20 protein-coding genes are annotated in these 23,943 nt (G+C 52.6%); 6 read left to right on the top strand and 14 right to left on the bottom strand.

Annotated features, from left to right (window positions below):
- Positions 1 to 61 precede the first annotated feature (61 nt).
- On the bottom strand, positions 62 to 1,093 hold the full coding sequence (locus BP71_RS09745) for a helix-turn-helix transcriptional regulator (RefSeq protein ID WP_496378551.1): 1,032 nt from the start codon (positions 1,091 to 1,093) through the stop codon (positions 62 to 64).
- Positions 1,094 to 1,207: 114 nt separating this feature from the next.
- Positions 1,208 to 1,759, bottom strand: coding sequence for a DUF4136 domain-containing protein (locus BP71_RS09740; RefSeq protein ID WP_496378550.1), 552 nt, complete (start codon positions 1,757 to 1,759; stop codon positions 1,208 to 1,210).
- Positions 1,760 to 1,989: 230 nt separating this feature from the next.
- Here BP71_RS09740 and BP71_RS09735 point away from each other — a divergent pair, with 230 nt between their 5' ends.
- From BP71_RS09735 to BP71_RS09720, 4 genes are all read left to right on the top strand, one after another.
- Positions 1,990 to 2,154 carry a hypothetical protein gene (locus tag BP71_RS09735; RefSeq protein ID WP_496378548.1) on the top strand — a complete coding sequence of 55 codons (165 nt, stop codon included), beginning with the start codon at positions 1,990 to 1,992 and terminating at the stop codon, positions 2,152 to 2,154.
- Positions 2,155 to 2,276: 122 nt separating this feature from the next.
- Complete coding sequence (locus BP71_RS09730; RefSeq protein WP_496378546.1) at positions 2,277 to 3,587, top strand: Gfo/Idh/MocA family protein; 1,311 nt, start codon at positions 2,277 to 2,279, stop codon at positions 3,585 to 3,587.
- A gap of 7 nt (positions 3,588 to 3,594) precedes the next feature.
- Entirely contained in the window at positions 3,595 to 4,725 is a 1,131-nt protein-coding gene (locus BP71_RS09725; RefSeq protein ID WP_496378544.1) for a YncE family protein, read from the top strand.
- A 42-nt stretch (positions 4,726 to 4,767) separates the two neighbouring features.
- Entirely contained in the window at positions 4,768 to 5,352 is a 585-nt protein-coding gene (locus BP71_RS09720) for an ASCH domain-containing protein (RefSeq protein WP_496378542.1), read from the top strand.
- Between the two features lie 187 nt (positions 5,353 to 5,539).
- On the opposite strand, the gene BP71_RS09715 is transcribed toward BP71_RS09720, so the two are convergent.
- From BP71_RS09715 to BP71_RS09670, 10 genes are all read right to left on the bottom strand, one after another.
- Positions 5,540 to 6,415: an SMP-30/gluconolactonase/LRE family protein gene (locus tag BP71_RS09715; RefSeq protein WP_496378541.1), complete on the bottom strand. Its 876-nt coding sequence runs from the start codon at positions 6,413 to 6,415 to the stop codon at positions 5,540 to 5,542.
- Positions 6,412 to 7,983: an SLC5 family protein gene (locus BP71_RS09710; RefSeq protein ID WP_496378539.1), complete on the bottom strand. Its 1,572-nt coding sequence runs from the start codon at positions 7,981 to 7,983 to the stop codon at positions 6,412 to 6,414. Before BP71_RS09710 ends, BP71_RS09715 begins: the two co-directional genes overlap by 4 nt.
- Positions 7,984 to 7,987: 4 nt before the next feature.
- Positions 7,988 to 9,367, bottom strand: coding sequence for a hypothetical protein (locus BP71_RS09705; protein WP_496378538.1), 1,380 nt, complete (start codon positions 9,365 to 9,367; stop codon positions 7,988 to 7,990).
- Positions 9,368 to 10,135, bottom strand: a complete 768-nt coding sequence (locus BP71_RS09700) for an SDR family NAD(P)-dependent oxidoreductase (protein ID WP_496378536.1) — start codon at positions 10,133 to 10,135, stop codon at positions 9,368 to 9,370.
- A gap of 6 nt (positions 10,136 to 10,141) precedes the next feature.
- A complete protein-coding gene (dgoD, locus tag BP71_RS09695; protein WP_496378534.1) occupies positions 10,142 to 11,320 on the bottom strand; it encodes a galactonate dehydratase in 1,179 nt (392 codons plus the stop codon).
- Positions 11,321 to 11,326: 6 nt separating this feature from the next.
- Positions 11,327 to 12,667, bottom strand: coding sequence for an aspartate aminotransferase family protein (locus BP71_RS09690; RefSeq protein ID WP_496378532.1), 1,341 nt, complete (start codon positions 12,665 to 12,667; stop codon positions 11,327 to 11,329).
- Positions 12,668 to 13,066: 399 nt separating this feature from the next.
- Positions 13,067 to 14,287 (bottom strand): Gfo/Idh/MocA family protein, encoded by a 1,221-nt coding sequence (locus BP71_RS09685; protein ID WP_496378530.1) that lies wholly within the window; start codon positions 14,285 to 14,287, stop codon positions 13,067 to 13,069.
- Between the two features lie 59 nt (positions 14,288 to 14,346).
- Positions 14,347 to 16,137, bottom strand: coding sequence for a RagB/SusD family nutrient uptake outer membrane protein (locus BP71_RS09680; protein WP_496378528.1), 1,791 nt, complete (start codon positions 16,135 to 16,137; stop codon positions 14,347 to 14,349).
- Between the two features lie 30 nt (positions 16,138 to 16,167).
- On the bottom strand, positions 16,168 to 19,344 hold the full coding sequence (locus tag BP71_RS09675) for a SusC/RagA family TonB-linked outer membrane protein (RefSeq protein ID WP_496378526.1): 3,177 nt from the start codon (positions 19,342 to 19,344) through the stop codon (positions 16,168 to 16,170).
- Between the two features lie 191 nt (positions 19,345 to 19,535).
- Entirely contained in the window at positions 19,536 to 20,180 is a 645-nt protein-coding gene (locus tag BP71_RS09670) for a GntR family transcriptional regulator (RefSeq protein ID WP_496378524.1), read from the bottom strand.
- Between the two features lie 235 nt (positions 20,181 to 20,415).
- Here BP71_RS09670 and BP71_RS09665 point away from each other — a divergent pair, with 235 nt between their 5' ends.
- A complete protein-coding gene (locus tag BP71_RS09665) occupies positions 20,416 to 21,333 on the top strand; it encodes a cation diffusion facilitator family transporter (RefSeq protein ID WP_496378522.1) in 918 nt (305 codons plus the stop codon).
- A 15-nt stretch (positions 21,334 to 21,348) separates the two neighbouring features.
- Here the strand turns inward: BP71_RS09665 and BP71_RS09660 are convergent, their stop codons facing one another.
- Positions 21,349 to 22,326, bottom strand: a complete 978-nt coding sequence (locus BP71_RS09660) for a helix-turn-helix transcriptional regulator (RefSeq protein ID WP_496378520.1) — start codon at positions 22,324 to 22,326, stop codon at positions 21,349 to 21,351.
- A gap of 87 nt (positions 22,327 to 22,413) precedes the next feature.
- Between BP71_RS09660 and BP71_RS09655 the strand changes: the two genes are divergently transcribed.
- Positions 22,414 to 23,400 (top strand): NAD-dependent epimerase/dehydratase family protein, encoded by a 987-nt coding sequence (locus BP71_RS09655; protein WP_496378518.1) that lies wholly within the window; start codon positions 22,414 to 22,416, stop codon positions 23,398 to 23,400.
- 140 nt (positions 23,401 to 23,540) lie between these two features.
- Here the strand turns inward: BP71_RS09655 and BP71_RS09650 are convergent, their stop codons facing one another.
- Positions 23,541 to 23,933 (bottom strand): VOC family protein, encoded by a 393-nt coding sequence (locus tag BP71_RS09650; protein WP_496378516.1) that lies wholly within the window; start codon positions 23,931 to 23,933, stop codon positions 23,541 to 23,543.
- Positions 23,934 to 23,943 lie beyond the last annotated feature (10 nt).

Genomic DNA, 23,943 nt, shown 5'->3' with positions numbered 1-23,943 from the left:
GCTGGCCGCATTTCAACCGGTAATCGATGAAGGACGTTTTAAATCGACCAACGCCCGAATGTTACAATGCGGGATCACGCGATTGGATGACTGGCATCGTAACCATGCTGCCCGGGGTGACGGCAAAAGCATCCTTGAACGCACGTGTAAATTTGCTGAGGTTGTTGTAGCCCAATAGGTATCCTACCTCAGAAACATTCATTTTTCGGGTCATGAGCAGTTCGCGGGCTTTGTGCATCCGTATTTGTTTGTAAAACTGGTAATAAGTGTGCCCGAACATCTGCTTGAACAGCGCCTTGAACTTAGTAGGTGACATGAGCGCCCGTTGCGCGGCCTCGCGCAGGGGTGGGCAGGGCTCCTGGTAGTTGTTAAGCAGCGAACGACGGACTTCATTGAGTTTCGCAATATCTGACGGATGAACCGGCGCAGTACGGCTGCTACGGTGTCTGCGGTCCTCAACCTTTTGCAGGACGTGGTAACACAGTTCCAGGCAGCGCGCATGGATAAGCAGGTTGTTGCCGCGTTGCCCATGCATCTGTTTGTCCATTTCTTTCAAAAGGTTCAGCGAATAATTATCCAGGCATTCCACGTGATAAACGGGCCTGTCGGCCTCGACGAACGATCGGAGCAACGATTGCTGAGTCTCGGGCTGGCGTGAAATGAAATTCCGGATGCGATCGTAAGTCAATACGATGAAAATGAGATGGTAATGAATGCCGGGGCTGAAAGAATAGGAGGCGCTCAACTGAGGAGAGCTGAAATAGAGGCCGTTTTCGGTTCCATAACCCAGGTTGAACTCCTGTTCGCCGGTGCGGGTCCCCAGATGCTGTTCACTGAGATTGGAAACCAGTACATAATATCCCGGATCATGGGTGATTTTTCGCTTGAAAATGACAGGTCGGTGAAAAGTAACTGTAACACGCCTGACCCGTAACCCTTCGTCAATATTAACCCGGTAAAATTCGCCCCGTCCGATCTCGTTATCAAAGGTCAGTGAATCGTCATCGAAAGCAGCTAGCAGCTGCGGGCCGACCTGACCGAACCAGTTGTCGTCGTTTTTATAGCTGATCGTAAGCGGTTTCGGTGCGGGCATGAAGGTGTCGGTCCAGGAGAATGGTCAAATCACCTTAAATATATTATAAAAGCCAATGCCCGGAACACCTTTCGGCTGTCCGGGCATTTTTTTCATTCCCTCATGGCGGTTTGCTTATTGCAGCTTGCCCATCAGGTCATGGATGGCTGCCGTCAGGCCGGCTTCTGCTTTGGCGGTGTTTTCAGGCAGTACTCCTTTGACCCCGCTGCGCCAGACGAGCTTATCGTTTTTGGTGTCGATAATGTCTAGGATCAACGTACCTTCCTGGTATTTCCCTACCTCCACTTCCTCGCTCTTCCAGGAATAGCGACGTTGACCCATATACCTTGGTAAGCCGTCGGTCCGGAAATCGGTCTGACGTGTCTGTGCTTTTTCCTTCACCAATACCGAGAGGTTGACCATCAGTTCCGGATTTTCGCTCCTGACCAGCCCCTTGGAGGCCATACTGCCGGCAATGGTTCGGGTGGCGAGTTCCTTGCTGCCGGCATATCCGGCCGTCAGGGTATCGGCTCCCTCGGGGAAGGTATATTGAAGGTCAAATGTGGTGTAATCGCGGACCGAGAAGCCTGCTTCCCTGGATGTTTTCAGGTGTTTGTATCCGGTGCTGCATGCTGCTAAAAATAAGAAGGAGAATGCCAGCAGCGCGAATTGAGTGTTCTTTTTCATGATTGATCGTGTTCAGGTTTTTTAATAATGCAAAATTAAAACAGATCAGGACCAGGAAGTTAGCCCGGAAAGACGACGGAATATCCCAAAAGGACATTCCGGATGAAACGGAGAGATCGATCGGACGTTGATCGGGATTAGATTTTTATTATAATATGAAGTGGCTGTTACCCGGGTACTGAAATCCCTTTTTATTTGTTACAATTTTAAATACACTTATTCAACGAGCCATGACACTTCTCAGTTTTGCCCTTCGTATCAAAGAAGTAAGGGATTTGCAAAATTCATACGCGGCCACCCGTGACCTCGACATTCTTGCCCGCCTGAAAGATATGGAAAGAGAGCTCGACAAGCTGATCCACAGCATTGTGACCACACCCAGAGACGCGCAGTGACCTTACCCGGCTCAAGGCCCCGGCGTCTGCCGCTCATGACACGGATTGCCCGGGCAGGCCATGGGTAACATCGGACAGGTTATGCCCTTTTATAGGAAGAACCAAACCAGTCCCGATCGATTATGGCAAACTCAAGACGTGAATTCCTTGGTACCGCTTCCGCACTGGCAGTGGGTGCGGGGCTTTCGGCAATTTTACCTTCACATGCTTCCGCTTTTGCTGGTTCTCCGGCAGATAAAATCCGGATTGGGGCCATCGGTGTTAATGGGATGGGTTGGGCGGATCTGAATGCAATTCTGAAAAACCCGGATACAACTTGCGTCGCGCTTTGCGATGTCGACCAGAATGTGCTCAGCAAGCGCTCGGCCGAGCTGGCTGCGAAAGGCATGAAGGTCAAAACCTATGGGGACTATCGCCAGTTGCTGGCAGACAAAGATGTCGACGCGGTGGTGATCGGTTCGCCCGATCATTGGCATTGCCTGATGATGGTGGAGGCCTGTCAGGCTGGAAAAGACATTTATGTGGAGAAACCGATCGGGAACTCCATCGCCGAATGCCGTGCGATGGTTGCGGCGCAGCAACGTTACAACCGGGTCGTTCAGGTAGGGCAATGGCAGCGCAGCCAGAAGCATTTCCGGGATGCTATTGATTTTGTGCATTCGGGCAAGCTGGGTAAGATCAGGCTGGTGAAAGTATGGGGCTATTTTGCATGGGTCAATCCCATTACAAAGCTGCCGGATGCTAACCCGCCTGCCGGTGTAAACTATGATATGTGGCTCGGGCCAGCCCCAAAAAGGCCATTCAATCCGAATCGTTTTCATTTTAATTTCCGGTGGTTCTGGGACTATGCCGGTGGGTTGATGACCGACTGGGGCGTACATTTACTGGATTACGCATTGCTCGGCATGAAATCGGCAACGCCCAACAGCATTATGGCGGCGGGAGGCAAATTCGCCAACCAGGATTCCGGCGCCGAGACACCCGATACGCTCACGACGGTTTTCGAGTTCGACGATTTCAACATCCAGTGGGAACATGCCATGGGGATCGACGGAGGACCTTATGCCCGCGAACATGGCATTGCTTATATCGGCAACAACGGCACACTGGTGCTGAACCGCGATGGTTGGGAAGTGATCCCGGAAGGCAAGCGAATGGAAGCAGTAGCATTTCAGAAATCTTCGGATAATGGATTGGATCTACATACGAAGAATTTCATCGACGTCGTCAGGTCCAGGAAAATGGCCGATTTGAATGCGCCTATTCAGGTTGGGGCCGATATTGCGATATTCTCTCAGATGGGTAACATCGCCTACCGTACGGGGAAGAAGATTTACTGGGATAAACAAAAAGGGAAATTCACCGATGATGAGGCCAATAAACTGATCGCAAAAGAATACCATAATGGTTATAAACTCCCGTCCGTTTCCTGAATTTGAAATGAGAAAGATTTATTTCGGGTTGATTTTTCTTCCATTGATTGTTGCGCAGGCAGGTATAGCGCAAACCACAAGGAAGTCGGACACGACGGAGGATTCCGGGCGGTATCTTTACGTGGCGACGCCTGGCATCAGGGATTACCTTGGCTATGGCGGTCACGGCTTGTTGGTTTTTGATATGGACCATAATCACCGGTTCGTCAAAAGGATCATGACAAAGGGCCTGCATCCGAACGGGAAACCTTCGAACGTGAAAGGAATTGCGGCGAGTTTGCCATTGAACAGTATTTTCATCAGCACACTCGAAGGACTGCAGCGCATCGACCTTACCTCGGAGAAAGTAGTTTGGGAAAAGGCGTTTGAAGGAGGTTGCGACCGGATGGCCATCTCTCCCGACGGCCGCACGATGTACTTGCCTTCACTGGAAAAGGGTTTCTGGAACGTGGTGAATTGCGAAACCGGCGAGATCATCAAAAAAATAGATGTCCATAAGCGGGCGCATAACACCATTTACGGTGCTTCCGGCCGTGCGGTTTATATGGGTGATATCGCCAGTCCATGGCTGCACGTCGCCGATCCCAAAACGCACCAGTTGGTAGGCAAGATAGGCGAGTTTGCCAATTATGTGAGGCCATTCACCATCAATGCGGATGAATCACTGGTGTATGTCACGGTCGACAGTCTGCTGGGATTTGAGGTAGGTGACCTGAAAAAGGGCACTAAAATCGCCCATATCGATGTAGAGGGCTGGGAGCGCGGGCCGGTGCGGCGTCATGGTAACCCGAGTCATGGGATTGGACTGACACCTGATGAAACAGAAATATGGCTTTGTGATGGGCACAACATGCGTATGCATGTTTTCAGCGCCAAGCCGCCTTACCAGCAACTCACTACGATTCCGGTACAGGATATGCCCGGTTGGGTCACATTCAGCCTTGATGGACGCTACGCTTATCCATCGAGCGGTGAGGTCATTGATGTCAAGACCCGGAAAATCGTAACCACATTGACCGATGAATTTCACAACAATGTCGCCAGTGAGAAGGTGATCGAGGTGCAGTTCAAGGATGGAAAGCTTGTAAAGTCAGGCGATCAGTTTGGTGTCGGTCGGGCGCAGGTTCCAGGCAAATAAATGTACAGCCGGGCACTGTCCGGCTGTAAATCCGGATTCAATATGCTGTTCAAAGAGGCGCATCTGAAAGGCATCCGTGCAGGGGCCGTGACACTGGCATTCCGGCGTTGGGCGAAATCTGCCGTCAAAAAGGGCAGTTTGCAGAAAACTTCGATCGGTCTGGTCAGGATCGTGGATATTTCCGAAGTAGAGGAGTACGCGATTTCGGACCGCGATGCCATGCACGCGGGTTTTGAAGATCGTGGAGCACTGATGGATTCTTTGCCCGAAAATCCCGACGGACGGATTTTTAAATTAGAGGTTTCGTACCATTCCGAAGATCCGAGGATTATGCTCAGGGAACGGGATGCGTTAACGGTCGATGCATTTGCGGACTTGAACAAACGCCTGGCCCGCCTGGACAACAATCCGACGCATAGCAACTGGACTTCAAAAGTGCTGAACGCCATTGCGCTGCATCCCCGCCTGAGGGCCGTCGATCTCGCCGGGATAACTGGTTATGAAAAGGAATGGCTGAAACTCAACATCCGTAAACTCAAAAACCTGGGACTGACGATCAGTCATGAGGTAGGATATGAAATATCGCCGCTTGGATATGCTTATCTGAAAGCCACGAAGGAGCTTTAAAGTTCGTAGTGTATGAGTTTAAAGTAGTTGTTAGTGAGGTTATTAACAAAGTGTGCGCCGGTAAAATGACAGTGAGGGACCCGGCCGCAGAACGGCTTCCGGCTTATAGGAAATGGTAGCATGTACCACATTTTGGCTCCAAAGGAGCCTCCTGATCGACACAACAAATAAAAGGGGAAGCGATTAATCAGTAGGAGCAGTAATCAGCAGGCAAGCCCTGATACCCACTGTTTTTTACGACGAACAAACACCCTGCCAATGGCTGTTTCTTCAATTCTTCATCACTTAAACCGGTCCGGGCGGTGGTAATATATAAATCGGTTAAACCAGGACCTCCAAAGGTGCAGGAGGTTACGCGCGATACGGGCAGGATTATTTCATGTAATAACTTCCCATTCCCGGGATCGCACCGGATTATCTTCCAGCCATCCCACAATGCAATCCATAACATACCGTCATTGTCAATCGTCATGCCGTCCGGATAGCCCATTTCCGGTGAAATTTGAACGATCGTTCTGGAATTAGACATTATGCCTGTTTTTGCATCATAATCAAATGCTTTGACGTCGTGAGCCAGGCTGTCGATGAAGTAGAGTGTATTTCCGTCCGCGCTCCAAGCAAGGCCATTGGAACAACCCACGCCCGTGATTTCAGCCGTAACAGAAAGGTCGTTATCCAGCCGGTACAGTGTGCCCGCGGTTGGTTCATCGCGCATCGACATCGTGCCTGCCCAGAACCTGCCCGCCGGGTCGCACTTGCCGTCGTTGAAACGGTTCCCGTGCAAATGCCGTTCGGGATCCGAGATCGCTGCCAGCAGCCGGTTTTTAAAATCGATAAAGTAGAAACCGTGCTCCATAGCCGCTATAAGTCCCCCGTCTTTCCGAAGTGCGATCGAACCGGCCATCTGACCGGTTGCGCATAGTTCGTGCAAGGCAGTTTTTGGGTCGTACCGGTGAATTTCTCCCTTCATGATGTCGGCCCACCAGATCACACCTATTGCAGCATCCCATACAGGCCCCTCGCCGAGCTCGCAGCGATGGGGAAGGACGGTTTCAATTGTCATGCGTAGCGAATATAAAAGAACAGCACCGCGGCAGTAATAATTGCCCACCAGATCACCGGATTGCGGATCCCACGCTGCTGTTCGCGTTCTTCCGGCAATAGCGACAAGCTTTCTTTGTTCCAGATCAGCCCGGCCAGTTCGCTTTCGGGTTTGGGTTTTGTGACCAGACTGACCGCTACGCAAAGCAACATACAAGTCCAGAAAACAATGCCCGTACGGTTGAAAAACGGCATTTGAGGGAACATGAATTCAATGGCAATGGAAAAGGGGATAGTGAGGATGCCGGCCGTGAGCGCCCCCTGTTCGGTGGTCCGTTTCCAGAGGATGCCGAGCAGAAACATCGTGGCAATGCCCGGGGTGAAAAGTCCGTAGGCATTCATGAGGTAGATAAAAATCGGTTTATCCGAATAATTCATCAACACACTGGTACAAAGGATACCTACCACGATAATCGCCCCTCCGGCAATGCGGCCGAAGCGCACCGCTTGTTCTTCACTCACATTTTTACCAAAATAGGGCAGGTACACATCCACTGTCAGGATGGTTGTGCAGGAGTTGATTGCGCCGGACAAATGCGACATCACCGCGGCAATGAGCCCCGCCATTACCAGCCCAACCAGCCCGGAAGGAAGCAATGTGCCTACGAGGGTGGGAAAGAGTAAATCGGGATTGTCGAGATGCGGGATGATTTTGGGTGCGACCAGGGCGGGCACCGTGATGATCAGCGGCACCAGGAATTTGAGGTAATCCCCGAAAATCACGCCCATCCGGGCGTGCCATTCATTTTTGGCGGCCAGCACGCGCTGCACGATAAACTGGTTGGTGGCGCAATAAAAAATGCTGATACAGAGCGCGCCGCCGAGGTACATCGTCCAGGGGAAATCCGGATCGTCGGCAGGCAGCAGAAGTTTCCAGTCTTTGGTCGTTTCCATTACCGCAGAAATGCCACCGGAGGCTTTCACGGTCGCGATGGTGAGAATAATGCCACCCATGACAAGTACGCCAAGTTGGAGCATTTCAGTCCAGATAACGGCCCGCAACCCGCCCGATATCGTGTAAATGCCAGTCATGACAGCAAGCACAAGCACGCTCACCAGCACCGGAATACCTAGCAACGAATGCAGCGAAAGTGCCCCCAGATACAGCACCGCGCTGATTTCCACGAAAACATAAGTAAGCAGGATCAGGCCGGCGTACGTAGCGCGGGTGGCTGTGCCGAAACGCCGGTGAAGAAATTCAGGGATGGTGAAAAAGCCATTACGGATGTAAAAGGGCAGGAATATCCAGAGCAGTGCATTGAAACCCATCAGGATTGCACCCCATTCCATGGCGATCACCACGAAACCGCGGTTGTAGGCGGCACCCATGGCCCCTACGAGGTGGTGGCTGCTGATGTTCGAGGCAATGATGCTGCCGCCGATCATCCACCAGGGCAGTTTGTCGCCGGCCAGGAAATAGTCGCGCTTCGTTTGCTTGCCGCGGCGGGAAGCATAAATGCCCAACGCCAGCACTCCGAGCATGTAAATGGCAAAGATGCTGGCATCCAGGGTGGTAAGGTTAAGGTTCATAGGGCTAGTTCATACGTTGAGCCGTTTCGATGGCTGTGGTAGTCAGTTTTTCGAGCGAGCCGGGTGCAAAAGGAGTCTGCCATACTGCATACCTATCGCTCGTATACAGTCCGGAAGGTGGCAGGTAGCCTGCATAGCCGTTCACAATGTTGATGGCGGCGACCGCCTGTGGCGCCAGCGCGTTTCTCAGGTCGGTCTGGAACGAGGAATAAGCTTCGTTGGGCTGGCCGATGAGGAAAGAATCGCCAAGTTTCCAAACCCAGAGCGGCATAGGGGAAGTGTCGCCGTCGCCTACCGTTTTTCGGATCCCTCGTTTTCGCCAGAGTCTTTCTTTCAGTACATTATCTTCGCAAACCTCCCATTCCTGCTCGATTTCATGCAGTGAAGGGAGCGGTTTCAATGCAAACGGTACATCGATCTGGACCACTGCCAAATGCCGGGATGGTGCCGCTTTCTCCTTTTTCCAGATTCCGAGGGGAGCACCGGATTCCACCGCACCGCTGAACCGCAGACCGGTTTGTGGCGGTTGCATACCATACAGCACCGAAAGCACTGCGTGTCCCAGCTGCCGTCCGTAACCATCGGCCAGCGTGACGTCGCCGCTGTACTGTTCGCGGGGTGCCAGCTCGCCCGACGCACCCTGCAAGAACAAGCAGGGCGTCCGTGTTTCGGATTCAACGGTTTCGCGCATGGCGCCGATGTAATCCGGGGATATCAGCCGGTTATCCCAGGCCAGGGTGGTGGGATGGCAGGCGTAGTTGACGATCGTGCCGATCACCTTTGCATTGCTGTCGGTAATGCGCCCAACCAGGAGTGTCTCATCTGCCTGCATACCAGGGTTGAATGCGACGAGTAGCCGATCGCTGTCGGTTTCAGGCAGGTCGCGGTTGGCGGCCAGGCCGCATTGGCCATAACCCCAGGAAAGTGTAGCCTCGCAGGCAGAAGCCAGAGCACTGAGTGCAGCCCGGATAGCCGCGTCCATTACCTTTTGCAGGTAGGGGGCAATCAGTGATCCGCCCGGTTTATCTGCGTCTTCACTGAACAGACTGGGTCCTGCATGAGTATGGGAGAGGCAAAACATGAGTTGCGCCGGGCCGAGTCCCAGCGCGTCGAGGATGCCCTGTCTGAGAAGACGTTCGTCTTCCGCGCTTTTCCACCAGCCCAGGTCAGCTCCGATCAATACCAGCGGCGCGGCATCCGGCGATACCCGAAATGTCTGGCAGGTGAGGATCAACGGACGGTGAATGCCCTCGGCCACTTCATGGGTGGCAGCGCCCCAGTTGCGCGCATAAATGCCAACGGGTGGCGTAATATCTTCCTGCGCCACGCCGATCCGTCCGGCAAAGGAAGGATTACGGAATTCGGGATAGTTTTGCTTTTGCATCTAGGTTAGTAAGGAAAGCCCTCCGTCCATCAGCAACGTGCTGCCGGTCATATGGTTATTATCAGGATGGCAGAGATACGCGACCTGCTGCGCTACTTCCTCCACGCTGATCAGTTTTTTAATGGGTACCCGCTGTTCGGCCTGGTGGCGCAGCTCGGGATTGGCAGCCCAGATACCCGCGCTCAGTCCTGCATTCACGTAGCCGGGGGCTATTTCGTTGACGAGGATGCCATGCGGTGCCAGTTCCAGGGCCATACTCTGGCAGAGCATACGAATGCCCGCCTTGGAAACCGCATAGGCCGGTAATCCGGGATGCACAGCGTGTGCCGCCCAGCTGCCTGTAAAAACGACCCGTCCCGGTAACTTGCGGGCAAGAAGCCGGGATGTGGCATATTGTGTCATGAAAAAGGCACCGTTGAGGTTTACGTTCAATTCGGCCGCCCATTGTTCCGGCGTGATGGCGTGGATACCCGCGAGTGTGACCGTCGCCGCATTGGCGATGATCAGATCGGGTGTTCCGAGTGCCTGTTCTACGCCATCGATCCACGCGTGTACCGCGGAGGCATTGCCCACATCTACCTGATGGTACGTATGTGCTGCCCCGTACGTATGCAGGCGCGCGAGGAGTTCAGCGGCCTTTTTGGGTTCTCTGATGTCACCTACCGCCATGGAAGCCCCTTTTTGCGCAAATTCCAATGCAATGGCTTTACCGATGTCTCCCAATCCGCCGCTGAGCAGTACAATCCTGTTTTTGAATGTATGATCCATATAATTTTACCAATCGCCTACGCTGCCATCCTTGTAAAATGAACGTTGCAGCACTTCCTGTTGAAAGGGATATTTCCGCACTTCTTCCTCATTGATCTCAATTCCGAGCCCGGGACGGGAGTTGGGATACACGATCCGCCCTTTTTCTTCTACCTTAAAACCTTCACTCACGACATCGGATCGCCAGGGGACGTCGTTGTGCACGCTTTCGCAGATCGCATAGGCAGGCGTGGCGAAGCCAAATTCGATGGATGCCGCGGTACTTACCGGTCCCTGGGGATTGTGCGGCGCAACGGCCACTTTGTAAGCCTCTGCCAATGCCGCTATCCGGCGGACCTCGCTCAGGCCGCCGCAATGCGTAATGTCAGGCTGGATTACGCTCACGGCCCGTTTTTCGAGCATGTCGCGGAACGCATGTACCCCTGTGAGGCGCTCTCCGCTCGCGATCGGGGTTTTTACGGCACGCTGGATCAGCGCAATGTCGTCGACGCATTCCGGCCAGCAGGGTTCTTCGAAAAAGTACAGACCATAGGGTTCCAGCGCCTTCGCGAAAAGCATTCCCATGCGGGGGGAAGGGCGTGCATGGCAGTCGACCATGATGTCGATCTCGTCGCCAACGGCTTCGCGCATGGCGGCTACGCAGGCTTCCGCATAATGTACGGGTTGCAGGCCTTCCAGCGGGGCTGTCTCAGGCACCGCCATGGATTTGAATGCAGTAAAACCATCCTCCACCGCACGCTGCGCCAGTTCTCCGAAGCGCTTGGCGTCGTCGGGGCGGGTGTTGTAAAAATCTTCCATTTTACCGCCACCCAAATGGCAGTACAAGCGGATATAGTCGCGCACACGGCCTCCCCACAGTTCATGGCAAGGTACGCCATGTATTTTTCCAAGGATATCCCACAACGCGATGTCGATGCCGCTGATGGCTGTACCCCGTACAACGCCATTGCCGTGCCAGAAATGCTGGCGGTACATCATCTGCCAGAGATGTTCGATCCGTCGCGGATCTTCGCCGATTAGCAACTGCGAAAGGTCTTCAATGGCTCCTACGACCGAGCGGGTGTGCCATTCGAGCGTGGCTTCACCCCAGCCCCAGAGGCCGGGCTGGTCGGTTACTACTTTTACAAAAATCCAGTTGCGCATACGGGCATGGCAAACCTGGGTTTCAATGGCGGTAATCTTCATCGCGTGCTACTGGGTAATGGTCTGGAATATTTCGCTAATGACCTCCTGGGTTTTTTCAAGCGTGATTTCAATGTCTTTTTCGGTATGGGCAAATGAAATGCTTCCCTGCTTGATCGGCAGTGGAAAGTTGAAAATCCCCTTTTCAATCAGTTTCAGGCGGTAGTTTTTATCAAATGCGAAATCATGGTTTTTCGCGATGTCGTGGAAGTCCACCGGTGCGTGGTCCATGAAATAAATGCAATAGGCCGACCCCTGGCGGGCAATATGGTAAGGTTTGTCGAGACCCGAAAAAATGGCGTTGAGCCCATCCTCCATCATTTGTCCCAGTTTGTAGATATGACCGTACACATCGTGTTCCCGCGATGCCAGTTTTTTCAGGGTCGCAATGGCTGCTGCGGTCGTGAGGGGGAATGCATTGTAGGTTCCGGCGATGAGCGCACGTTTGCTGCGCTCGGGATGCACGAAATAATCCATGTACTCCTTTTTGCCGCCGATCACACCCAGAGGGTACCCGTTGGCGACGGCTTTGCCAAACGTACTCAGGTCGGGAGTAACGCCGCTGATGCTCTGATAACCGCCCAGCGCGTGGCGGAAACCTGTTTTTACCTCGTCAAAAATCAGCAGGAAGCCGTTTTCGTCCGCCAGTTTACGCAGGCCTTCAAGGTAACCTGGTTGCGGTTTTACGATACCGATGTTTTGCAGGACCGGTTCGAGTATCAGGCAAGCCACGGGGTAGCGTTTCAGGATATATTCCACCGATTCAAGGTCGTTGTAGTTGATGACGTGGATCAGTGATTTATGCTCGTCAGGGATCCCGGCAGACAGTGAATCAAAAGGATATTCACCCGGACTCACACGTTCGCCGACGTCGCTGAGAGCGCTGATCACATTGCAGGCCACGTCGTTATGCCAGCCGTTGTAGCCGCCCTGCATGACGATCACATGATCTTTGCCGGTCACCGAACGCGCAATGCGAATGGCGTGATAGGTCGCCTCGGAACCGGTAGTGGTGATCTGGATGCTATCGACGGACGGTACGCTTTGACAGAATAGTTCTGCAAACTGCCCTTCGAGGTCGGTAGGGCCGGCGCCCATGAGTACGGCATTCTGACCGAGGAGGTCCTGTACGGCCAGGTTAATGTCGGGATCATTGTGCCCCAGAAAAGAAGCTGCAAAACCAGCCTGATAATCGATATACTCATTGCCCTCGAGGTCCCACACGCGGCTTCCCTGTCCTTTTGTAAAGCAGATATTCGGATCAGATTTCCTGTTGAGCGACACCACGCCGCCAGGAATCCATTGTTCGTTGTTTTTCAGAAGTGCGAGTGATTTTGGCCACTTGTTCATCGGATGTGTTTGTTTGGTATTTGAATTGGATAAAAGCTGTAATGGATTTGCATGAGTATCGTGTTTTCCGGGACCGGGAACGTGCCCGGAGCGTAGTTATCAGGTTTAGGAAAGGGCTGTCGGTGCTGGCTGAGTTTTATTGTTTAGTGAAGGTAGTGTATGACTTTTAATTAGTATACAAATATATTAATTTTTTGTATACAAAATTAGAAACATAGCGGAGTAGCACCGATTCGATACTATTGGAGATGGTTGTTAATGTAAAAATACATTTCGACGCTGCGGCCCGGAACGCAGCCGGTCAATCTGCATATATATCCTGGTAATGTCCCCTGAGCGCTGTCGCTGCGCTCGGGGGGACAATATGTGGTATCAGCATACATCACCACTGTCATAGTTCTAGTCGAAACTGGGGATTTTCATGTATTCCCCGTCTTTCAGCGCCGACTGATGTGCGACAATGCCCGGGGCGGTGTAAGCCAGCGCTTCGTGGATATCGATCACGGGTTTGCGGTTGTTGATAATGGCATCCACAAATTCGTGCGTGATGAACGTGTGTGAACCGCCGTGGCCACTATTGTGGCGAAGCGTTTTCGGAAGCAGGTCGGTGTTCCACCAGTCGGCAGGTTTGTACGGCTGCATTTCCGGTTCTGCGATTTTAAAGCCGCCGTCGTCGGTCCCAACCTTTTCCGTTGCGAATACTTTGTGCGGCTCATTGTGCTTGTATTCGCTGTAAAGGCTCATCTTGTCGCCCCGCCATTCACCCCGCTCACAACCTACCAATGCGCCTTTCCAGCATACTTCGCCTGTGAATGCATGACCTTTGTTGGTTCTGAAAAAAGCTGTTTCGTTCCAGAATGGATTTTTGTAGGGGTTGCCTTTCAGCATGGGGCTATCGTCTCCCCAGCCCTGGCAGGACACATGCGTCAGTCTTTCACCGGTGACGGCGATCAGGAAAGACGTGACGTGGGTAGGGTAGAGCATTGGCGGAAGTCCGTGGCGCCAGGTAGGTTTGCCATTATTTTCAAAATACAGCACTTCGAGTCCCGGGTGATAGTACTGGGCCGAGCTGCTGAAGATCGTGCCGAACTTGCCTTCCTTGTGAAGCTGCCTGGCCGTAAGGGTTTCCTCGCGAAATACCGAGGTTTCAGCCATCATGTAAGTAAGTCCGGTCTTTTTAACGGCGTCGAGCACCTGCCCGCATTCTTCGATGTTCATAGCTGCCGGCACTGCGCACAATACATGCTTGCCCGCCCGCAACGACTGTATCACATGCTTTGCGTGGTCGGGTGCGGGCGTAAACAATGCAACGGCCTCTATTTTGGGGTCTTTCAGTAATTTTTCGAGCGACTCGTAGGACTTGCTGCATTGGTAGGTCTTCATCAATGCGGCGCGACGGTCGGGAATGAGATCACTGACGGCTTCTACAACGCAATTGGGATGTTCATGAAAGTAAAAGCCAAGCCCGAACCGGCCACCCACCACGCCGACGCGCAATTTCCGGTCTGAAACAGGAGGCCCGGCGAATGCAAATCGTGGTGATATCGACAAAGCCGAGGCAGCGGCGCCTGCCAGCGTCAGGAACCTGCGGCGATCAATCTGATTTTGTATCTCTTTCATGCTCATTGAATTTGGGAATTAGGTTTAATATCGTTTTCCGGGTAGTTTATTGAAATTACTTAATAGTTCGGGTTTTGGACCAGCGTCGCCTTGCCGTCCTTTATGCTCAGGTCAATTTGTGCCAGAGGGATCGGGTAAATTTCGTTCTTGCCCTGCACAAACTGGGCTCCCACCATATAATAATGGTTGAAATTAGGGACATTGACTTCATGTTTGATGTAGTCGTTGAGTACCTTGGCCATGTAACCGGTCCCCTTGTCGTACCGCTGCAGATCGTAAAAGCGGTGGTGCTCCATGGCCAGCTCGAGTTTCCGTTCGAAGCGCACCGACTCGCGGGCAAAATCCTTGCCTTTTTGAGTGAAATGGCCGTTGTATAGCCCTACTTTATAATTGGCGGCGAATTCGTTGGTGACCCCTTTCATGGGATCCTTGTCGTCGATGTATTTTTTGACCCATGTTTTCGGGTTTGCGGCTCTCGCCCTTACCCTGTTTACGTAGATCTCCGCCTGCGCAAGACTTCCTACCTCCACTTCTACCTCGGCTGCCCATAATAATATGTCTGCGAAACGGATGAGGTTATACGTATTGGCTGTGCTTTGGACTTCCCGTGAAAGTGGTTCTGCCTGTGGGTTGGCGTGCTTCACATGCAGGTACGGGCCGGCTACACTTTGCTGCCGTACCCAGGACAATCCCGGATTAACCCCCCAATCGAGATAGGGGATTCCTCTTCTGCCGACCGTCCAGTCCAGGCGTGAGTCCAGTGTGCCTTTGTAGGGCTCGAAAGGACTAGAGGATAAAATCCCCAGGTCGTGCTTGACATCCGAATCATTGAAAGTGTCCAGCAGCGGCAAACCGGTAGCCGGGTCGGTCTTGTAGGAATTGACCAGCGAAAAGGAGGGTTGATAGAAACCATAACTGGGAAAGGGGCCGCCGTAAGGACCGGCATTTCCATCTCCGCCCGGTCCGTTGCCATTGGCGCCATTGGCTCCGTCGTTGACCGAATACATAATCGCGAAAACCTGCTCGGGACCGTTCTTTGTGGATGGCCGGAAGTTATCAAAATAATGCTCGTGCAAGTTGTATTTGAGCCCGTTGCTGGTGACGCCGTTCTGGATGATGTCGTCGAGCAGCGGCTTTGCTGCCGTGTGTTTGTTCTGGAACATATAGGTCTTTACCAGAAATGCCTTGGCAGCCCATTTGTTGGCTCTGCCCACCTCCGTTTTGGTCGGCGTAAGATGGTCTGCCGCATATTGGAAATCCTCTTCGATCAGGGGCCATGCGGGTGCCGTGTTCGGGACGTAATAATTGCCTGCCGTGGCGCTGATTGTTTCATCCACAAATGGAATGTTCTTCCACATCATGGCTATTTCCAGATGGTATTCCCCGCGCAGAAAGCGCGCCTCCGCTCTGATCTGTCCGGCGGCCGCCTCGGCAATCCCGCCGTTTTCTTCCACTATTTTGAGCAGTCGCAAAACATCGTTTGCCCGCTGGACGCCTGCATACAGCTGTTTCCAGCGCTCGTTCATGCCTTGGGTGGCGGCGGTATGCGTATAGCTTTCGTAGGTCGGGACTGGCTGCAAAGCGCCTGCTTCCGTTCCGGTATGGGCGTCGTCGGAGGTGACGCCGCCGAAGATCCACCTTCCCGCTGCCCAGCCCCCGCCGGGGTTGCCATCCAGGAGCGAGTATGCGCCGATGAGAAGGCCATTGACACCTGCTTCGTTGGCAAGACTGCCTGAAAACAATGCCCCCTTTGGTGCTCTGTCGAGGAAGTCATCCTGGCAGGAGGTGATATGCAGGGCTGTTAGGACCAGCAGGGTTATTCTTGTGATTTTTGCTTTTATCGCTTTCATGATTTCCAATCGCTGTTTGGTTTAGGTATTTCAAAATGACAGGTTTAACCCCAGCAGGTACACGGGCTCATTGTTGGGATAGTTGGCCCAGTCGATCCCGAAGCTTGAACTGCTTCCGTCCAGCTCGGGGTCGAGACCTGTATACTTCGTGATGGTAAACAGATTCATTGCCTGTGCATAAACCCGCAGGTTTTTGAACTTGGCCCATTGCAGCAAAGGCAGATTGCCGAAGTTGTAGCCGGCACTCAATGTCCTCAGTTTTAGGAAGGACGCGTTTTCGACAAAGTAGGAGTTAAAAACGCCAGCGGTACTAAAACTGTTTTGTCCTTCGATCTTTGGAATATCCGTGTCGGGATTTTCGGGAGACCATGCATTCAGGAGCCGGTTGCTCTTTGCGCCGACGTAAGTACCGAAAAAGTCAGTTTGCACCCTGATCGCATTGACGGCCTGGTTACCCTGCGAGCCGAAGAAAATAGCCGAAAAATCCAGCCGTCTGTATTTTAGGGACAGGTTTACGCCATAAGTAAAGTCCGGGTTCGGGCTGCCGAGGAATGTGCGGTCGGACGGGTCGATTTTTCCGTCTCCGTTGACGTCCATATAACGGAAACGCCCCGGTGCGGCTGCATTCTGGGTAGGTGCAGCGGTTACCTCCGCTTCATCCCGGAAAAGCCCCGTGACTTTGTAGCCGTAGAACGCACTCACCTCCTGGCCGACCTGATTCCGCACGATGGGTCCCAGCTGCTGGTGGCTAGCCGCATCGAAGTAGCCCGGTTGAGGAACCTTGATAACCTCGTTTTTGTAGGCCGTGATGTTGGTTCCGATCGAGTAGGAGAGGTTTTCTCCTCCTTTGCCGTGAAAAGTGGCTGCGATATCGACGCCCTTGTTCCGGATATCGCCGATATTGACCGTTGCGGGAGTTACCCCGCCGGCAATGCCCGGCAAGGTCAGGCCGAAGAGCAAACCTTTGATTGATTTTTTGTAGTATTCGATGGAGAAATCCAGCTTGTTGTTCCACAGCGAAGCGTCGAGACCAATGTTGGAGATGACGTTCCGTTCCCAACCGGTCCGGGGATTGCCCGAGCGGGTCTGGATAAATCCTTGCACGGAGCTGTTGCTTGTACCCTTAATGTCGTAGTACGCATTACCGGCCGTTCCTCCGTAAAGATCGAACTGGTTCTCGGGGGCTACGTTGTTTTGGGAGCCGAGCACGCCGTAGCTGGCCCTGATCTTTAAGTCGCTTACCCAATTTACATTCTTCATGAACTTTTCCCCCGACAAGCGCCAGCCCAGCGAGACCGAGGCGAAGTTACCGTATCGGTTTTCCGGCCCGAAGCGGGAAGAGCCGTCCCTTCTGACGGTCGCACCCAGCAAATACCTGTCGTCATATGCGTAGTCGAGCCGGCCAAACATAGACCACAATGCTTCCTCGCTGGCTCCGCTGGAGTTGGCAATATTGGTGGTGCCGTTGTCCAGTGTGAGATAATCGGGATCCGCGGAGAAGTATTTGGCACGCGAGCCCGACAGCGATCTTCCCGCTTGCTCAATGGATTCTGTACCGGCGAGTGCGGTGAGGCTATGTTTGCCGAAATATTTGCTGTAAGTCAATGTGTTGGTCCAAACCAGTCTTCTGAAAAAGGAAGAGCTTTCGCTAAACGAGTTGGGGTTGAGAAATCCCTCGGCTCGTTCGTAAGGGGTGTAGGTAAAAGCATAATTGTAGGCATTAGTGAGGACTCCGCCATAGCTGGTCCTGAGTTTGAAATCTTTCAGGAACGTGATCTCCAGGAAGACATTACCCACCGCATTCCAGGAGTTATTTTGATTAATGGCCGTGCGCTCCTGGCTTGCAACCGGGTTGGTACCGGTGCCAACGTTCACGCCCATACGCGTACCGCCGTAGTTGCCCATGATATCGTGAGTAGGGATGATGGGCATCATCCGCGCAACTTCCGCAACATTACCGAACTGGTTGTCGGTGGCCATGCCGGGGCTCGACCGATAATACAGGTTCAGATTTTGTCCGGCCACCACGTTTTTGCCGATGTTGAACGAGGTGTTCACCCTTCCAGAGTAGCGTTTGAGATAGGTTTCAATGGCAGTTCCCTGCTGGTTGAGATAGCCGACAGACACGAAGTAGCTGGACTTGTCGTTCCCTCCCCGGACCGACAGGTTGTGGTCGGTCCGCATGGCGGGTTTGAAGAACTCATGAAACCAGTCGGTTCCGGCTTTGTTTACTTTCTGGATCAGGTAGTTGTTGGCGGGATTGATCGGGTCGAACCGGTAGCGCGACGGATCAACCAGTGGATTACCTTCGTTGGCAATGCCGTTTCCCTGCGGGCCGGCGTACAGATAATCGGGTATGCCGTTGACGAACAATGGGTTTTGCGGATTGGCGATCAGGGATAGCCTTGAAAATGTTTCCGGGTCGCGGATGGTGTTGAACGGGTTGCCCGAAAGCGGGACCTGCACGCCAGCGTAAGCGTCGTAGCTGACAGTTGTTGTTCCTGCCTGGCCTTTCTTCGTAGTGACGATCAATACGCCGTTGGAGCCTCTGACGCCGTAAATCGCCGCGGCCCCGGCATCTTTCAGTACCTGTATGGATGCTATGTCGTTGGCGGCTATATTGTTAAGATCCGCTTCTACGCCGTCCACAAGTACCAGTGGTGCAGAGTTTCCAAAAGAGGAAATCCCTCTCACAAATACATTACTTCCCTTGCCCGGGACCCCCGAGCTGATCACGTTTACACCTGCTGCCTGTCCCTGCAGCGCCTGGAAGGTGGACCCGGTTGGGACTGACTTTACCGCATCCATGCTGATGACCGCTACTGAACCGGTAATGTCTTTTTTTCGCTGACTCGAATAGCCTGTTACTACGATCTCGTTCAATGCCTGCGCGTCGGTAGCGAGCTGGACGTTGAGTACCGAAGCCGTGCCGACCGTCACGTCCTGGCTGATATACCCGATGAATGAAAATGTGAGCACCTGATCGGCGGTGGCGTCTATGTTGAAACGGCCCTGGTTGTCCGTAGTCGTGCCCCGACTGGTGCCTTTGATAATGATGTTGACGCCGGGCAGCGGCTGGCCGCTAGCCTTTTCGGTGACGGTTCCTTCGATCTGCTGGATCGGAAAGGATTCGGCTGCCAGTGAGCCGCAACAGAAGTACAGGAGCAGGAGGACGAACCTCAGGTAGTAAAGGTTTGATTTTCTCATCGGGCAGGATTGGGTTAAGCGAGTGGTTATTATGGTATACAAATATATATTATTTTTGTATACAAAAAATTTATGTGCATGTTTTTGGCGAAAAATGCTAAAAAGTGGATCCCTGGGCGGTTTTTGCCAAAGAATCCACTTGCCGGGAAAATAGAATACGGAATTTTATGAAATGCTGGGTGGGCGACGGCTTATTCGGTGACGCCGTCGAGTACGGCTGCTTCGCCGCGGAGGAGATGTTTGTTCAGGACGGTTTCCGCTTGCGCGAGATCTCCTTCTTTAATAGCCCTGACGATCTCCCGGTGCTCTTTGTCGGTGAGCTCGTAGTCATCCATATGGGATTGGGCCTGACCGAGTTTTTGATGAAAAAGCGGAATGTTGCTGACCTGGTAGAGAGAAATCAGCTTTTTATTGCCCGCGCTGGCAATCAATGTCTCATGGAATTTAACATCGGCTTCGCATGCGCCGCTCAGGTAGCCCCGGCGGATCATGGATGAAAAATCCTCGCATATCTCTTCGAGTTCTGCAATGTTTTGAGTGGTAGCGCTTTGTACCAGTATCCGCAACGCGCCAATTTCAAGGATCTGCCGCATCTGCCGGATCTCACGCACATCGTCGGCTGTCATCGGGCGAATAAAAAAACCTCCCTTCTCGCCGAAAACAACCAATTCTTCGCCCAAAAGGCGGTTGAGGGCTTCTCTGACCGAAATGCGGCTGACATCCGTACGACGTGCCCATTCGTCTTCTTTGAGCCTGCTGCCCGGCGCAAGCTGGTTCGAGAGGATCTTGCGCCGCATTTCAAGGTACACTTTGTTGGCTTGGGAATCTGATTTCATTTAATTTTTGTATACAAAATATATTATTCGGGGTAAACGATGGTTCGCGATGATTAATTCCTGCGGGCCTGGCTGTAGTGCATAAAAGTAATGGTTTTCGTAACATTTGCGATGGCCAGGGCTTGGGCAATGCTTTACAATCTGTTAACGTACCTTTTGGAACTTGCTTTATCTGGAATGTCTTTTTATCTTATGTAAAGGTGTCGTGCCGGCGATCGGTCACGACCGGGTTGATATGAACGAAAGACAGAAACGGCTCCGGGAGCGACGACTCATCAAACTTTCCATCCTTACCGGATCGGTTTTTACGATATGGGCTATCATCGTCGGTATAGCAGGTGGTTCCAAATCCATTATTTTCGACGCACTTTTTTCAATGGTGGGCATTAGCCTTTCAGGGGTGTCGCTGCTTGTGAATAATTTTGTTCGTAAGCCGGACGACGACGGCCTGCCATTCGGCCGGGCACAGTTCGAGCCGTTTTCGATGACGCTGCAATCGGCGGTGATCATTTTCCTCTGTTTGTATTCACTTGCGACGTCCGTCATGGATATGATCAACGGCGGCAAGCTGGTGGAGCTCGACATTGCGTTGCCCTACCTGATCGCATCCATCATCGGATGCTTTCTGCTATGGCTGTATTTTCGAAAAATGGCGCTGCAAATCCGGTCGGAGTACGTCCGGATAGAGGCTACCGAATGGCAGCTGGATGCATTACTGAGCACCGGTGTACTGGTGGTGCTATCGCTGGGCTACTTTTTGCGGGACACACCTCTGGCATACCTGATCCCCTACCTCGATCCTGGTATGGTGATCATCATTTCGATCCTTTTTCTGCGCATTCCTGTGCGCACGTTCTGGAAAAATGTGCGGGAACTGCTGCAATTCGCACCCGATGACGATGTGGAGGAAAAGATCCATCTCGAGGCGGAAGCTATTTCGAAACGCTACGGTTTTGTCGATGAATACGTAAGGGTGGCCAAAACGGGCAGCAGCTACACCATCGAGATCGACTTTCTGCTGCCGGAAGAGCTGGCGGCCATGCAGGTAAGGGAGCTGGATGGTGTCCGGCAAGAGCTCTACGAACGCATCCGGGGCGACTACAAAATGTGGCTGACGATCTCCTTCACCACCGAGCGAAAATGGATGATCTGAATCACTGGGCCTGTCTTAACGCCGGCAGCTCAGCTGCATTTGCTTGGGTGTGATGCCGAATTTTCTTTTGAAAGCCTGGATAAAGTTGCTGCCATTGGCATAACCGACCTGGCTTGCTACTTCATCGATCGTCATATCGAAGTACAGGAGCTTGTGCCTGGCGTATAGCATCCTTTTTTCATGAATGAGCTCATACACACTCGTATTGTAATTCCGCCTGAAACCTTCACGGATCTGATGTTCCGAAAGGCGAGCATGTTTTGCAATGTCTTCCAGCGAATGAATGGTCAGGTAATGGGTACTCAGGTATTCGTGGATTTCAGCAAGTTGCCGGTTCGTTTCCGACGATGGGCGATATGCGGTATGTTCTTCCTGGTATTGTTGCAATTGCAAAGCCAGCAGTTCGAGTATTTTGCCGTTCAGGTACATTTCAGCGAGGTCATCAGCGACGGGTGCATGAAGGATGCGGTGCAAAACGGAATGCATTTCAGCATTGACCGGTGCCGCCTTGTCGAAAAGCGCCAAAGGCCGTTGGTTTTCCAGGGCAGTTTCAAGTTCTTTTACCGGACTGCCATTTTGTTGCAGAAATTGCAGCAAATGCTCCTTTTTCAGGATCAATGCAAGGTATTCAAATCCTTTCTGACGGTTGTAAAAGATATCCGAATCGAAATTTTCAGAATAATAAATGTTGTACTCGGCGGGTTGCAGCGGATGCTCTCCGGGGATATCGCGGAACCGTGCATTGGAAAACCCGGTCAGTTGGAAGTGGAGGCTGATGTGCGGCTCGCTTTTCATGCCCCGGATTTGCATGTCCTCCATAAAATCGGCCTGAAAACGGATAATGCCGAAATTGCGGGCGTAAAGATTCTTCACGCGGTGGTTCACGAAGGGTATTCGCGGCGCATCGTGCTCGAAAGTATCCACCGAGGGCTGCGTAAGGAACTTCCTGGCCGCGATCTCCCGGTATGATTCATGATCAATGATATAGGCCATATGCAAATTTCAATGTTTTTATCCTCTATCCCAATATTTTTCAAAGCCGCGCGATCATACCTTTGCCTAAAACCAGTTTGTATTGAAATGAGCATTTTAGTAACAGGCAGCGCAGGGCATTTGGGTGAGGCGCTGATGCGCACGCTGAGGGCGAATGGGACACCTGTGACAGGGCTGGACATGAAGCCGTCGGCCTACACCGACCTGGTGGGCGACATTGCCGACCGGGCCTTTGTCGCCGTGGCCGTTAAAGGCATTACAAATATCATCCACACCGCGACCCTGCACAAGCCGCATGTCGCCACGCACGGCAGGCAGGATTTTGTGGATACAAACATTACCGGCACACTCAATCTTCTGGAAGAGGCCGCAGAGCAGGGCGTAGTTTCGTTTATTTTCACAAGTACCACCAGCACGTTCGGTGCGGCGATGAATCCGGCCAAGGACGAGCCCGCGGCATGGATCACCGAGGATGTTAATCCATTGCCAAAAAACATATACAGTGTAACGAAGCTTGCCGCGGAGAACCTTTGTGAGCTGATGCACCGCAAAACCGGCTTGCCTGTGCTCATCCTGAGGACGTCACGCTTCTTTCCGGAAGACGACGACAATGCCGAAACCCGCAGACTTTTCAGCACGCCCAACGTGCAGGCCCTCGAACTGCTCTATCGCCGGGTCGACGTGGCGGATGCCGTCACCGCGCATTTATTAGCCATGAAAAAAGCGCCGGAGATAGGCTTTGGTAAATATATTATTTCGGCGACCACCCCTTTTACGCCTCCGCACCTGGCGCAACTCCATTCCAACGCAGCGGCGGTCATCCGATCACTCTATCCGTCATGTGAAGCACTTTTTGAAGTGAACGGGTGGAAGTTTTTCTCTGGAATAGATCGGGTATATGTGAATGAAAAGGCCCGACAGGAACTGGGCTGGCGGGCGGAATATGACTTTGGGTACGTACTCCAAAGCTTGCAAAACGGAACGGATTTCAGGAGTGAGCTGGCCCGGAAGGTAGGGAGTAAAGGTTATCACGAGGAGGAATTTGAGGACGGGCCGTTTCCGGTAGAGCCTTGAACAGAAGTTGCCGGTCCAAAAATAATGACACCCTGATGGAATCGTTCAAGTCATGGAATGTGGATGGTACCATCCACATTCCATGACTTAAACGACTCCGCGAGCGGATCAGTGAATTGAATGAGGTGTTATCGTACCTGCTATCCCATAGCTGTGCAGATTTCAACCAGAAAGCCATTCGGGTCGCGGACGTAAGAGACAACCTGTCCCCAGGACTTGGTCTGGGGCTTTGAAACCAGCGTGGCTCCGGCCGTCAATGCTGTTTGGAATGCTTCTTCCACATTGCCGACCGTAAAGCCGATCTCGATCCCGAACGGTTTTCCTGCCGGGTCGCTCTCGGTGAAGCCGCCGGGAATGTTGGTTTGTACCAGGCCGGCGGCGGCAAATGAGAGCGTCGTGCTCCCGGTATTGAGTTCGCCATAGTCGTTGTCAGGTGAGATGAATTTTCTTTCAAAGCCGAATGCCCTTTCATAAAAGGTAATCGATGCGGTTACATCCCTGACGTACAAGATGGTGTATGCGAATTGTGCCATGTTTATGATG

The sequence above is a fragment of the Dyadobacter ginsengisoli DSM 21015 genome, assembly GCF_059568735.1.
The sequence above is the reverse complement of the archived record's forward strand: the minus strand, read 5'-3'. Positions and strand labels throughout refer to the sequence as shown.

What these genes read in the sequence shown, in the direction of transcription:
- BP71_RS09670 (WP_496378524.1), bottom strand. Translation starts at nt 20,180, where the DNA reads ATGAAATCAGATTCCCAAGCCAACAAAGTGTACCTTGAAATGCGGCGC.
- BP71_RS09700 (WP_496378536.1), bottom strand. Translation starts at nt 10,135, where the DNA reads ATGGATCATACATTCAAAAACAGGATTGTACTGCTCAGCGGCGGATTG.
- BP71_RS09740 (WP_496378550.1), bottom strand. Translation starts at nt 1,759, where the DNA reads ATGAAAAAGAACACTCAATTCGCGCTGCTGGCATTCTCCTTCTTATTT.
- BP71_RS09725 (WP_496378544.1), top strand. Translation starts at nt 3,595, where the DNA reads ATGAGAAAGATTTATTTCGGGTTGATTTTTCTTCCATTGATTGTTGCG.
- BP71_RS09705 (WP_496378538.1), bottom strand. Translation starts at nt 9,367, where the DNA reads ATGCAAAAGCAAAACTATCCCGAATTCCGTAATCCTTCCTTTGCCGGA.
- BP71_RS09660 (WP_496378520.1), bottom strand. Translation starts at nt 22,326, where the DNA reads ATGGCCTATATCATTGATCATGAATCATACCGGGAGATCGCGGCCAGG.
- BP71_RS09720 (WP_496378542.1), top strand. Translation starts at nt 4,768, where the DNA reads ATGCTGTTCAAAGAGGCGCATCTGAAAGGCATCCGTGCAGGGGCCGTG.
- BP71_RS09675 (WP_496378526.1), bottom strand. Translation starts at nt 19,344, where the DNA reads ATGAGAAAATCAAACCTTTACTACCTGAGGTTCGTCCTCCTGCTCCTG.
- BP71_RS09685 (WP_496378530.1), bottom strand. Translation starts at nt 14,287, where the DNA reads ATGAAAGAGATACAAAATCAGATTGATCGCCGCAGGTTCCTGACGCTG.
- BP71_RS09730 (WP_496378546.1), top strand. Translation starts at nt 2,277, where the DNA reads ATGGCAAACTCAAGACGTGAATTCCTTGGTACCGCTTCCGCACTGGCA.
- BP71_RS09655 (WP_496378518.1), top strand. Translation starts at nt 22,414, where the DNA reads ATGAGCATTTTAGTAACAGGCAGCGCAGGGCATTTGGGTGAGGCGCTG.
- BP71_RS09715 (WP_496378541.1), bottom strand. Translation starts at nt 6,415, where the DNA reads ATGACAATTGAAACCGTCCTTCCCCATCGCTGCGAGCTCGGCGAGGGG.
- dgoD (WP_496378534.1), bottom strand. Translation starts at nt 11,320, where the DNA reads ATGAAGATTACCGCCATTGAAACCCAGGTTTGCCATGCCCGTATGCGC.
- BP71_RS09680 (WP_496378528.1), bottom strand. Translation starts at nt 16,137, where the DNA reads ATGAAAGCGATAAAAGCAAAAATCACAAGAATAACCCTGCTGGTCCTA.
- BP71_RS09665 (WP_496378522.1), top strand. Translation starts at nt 20,416, where the DNA reads ATGAACGAAAGACAGAAACGGCTCCGGGAGCGACGACTCATCAAACTT.
- BP71_RS09735 (WP_496378548.1), top strand. Translation starts at nt 1,990, where the DNA reads ATGACACTTCTCAGTTTTGCCCTTCGTATCAAAGAAGTAAGGGATTTG.
- BP71_RS09745 (WP_496378551.1), bottom strand. Translation starts at nt 1,093, where the DNA reads ATGCCCGCACCGAAACCGCTTACGATCAGCTATAAAAACGACGACAAC.
- BP71_RS09690 (WP_496378532.1), bottom strand. Translation starts at nt 12,667, where the DNA reads ATGAACAAGTGGCCAAAATCACTCGCACTTCTGAAAAACAACGAACAA.
- BP71_RS09650 (WP_496378516.1), bottom strand. Translation starts at nt 23,933, where the DNA reads ATGGCACAATTCGCATACACCATCTTGTACGTCAGGGATGTAACCGCA.
- BP71_RS09710 (WP_496378539.1), bottom strand. Translation starts at nt 7,983, where the DNA reads ATGAACCTTAACCTTACCACCCTGGATGCCAGCATCTTTGCCATTTAC.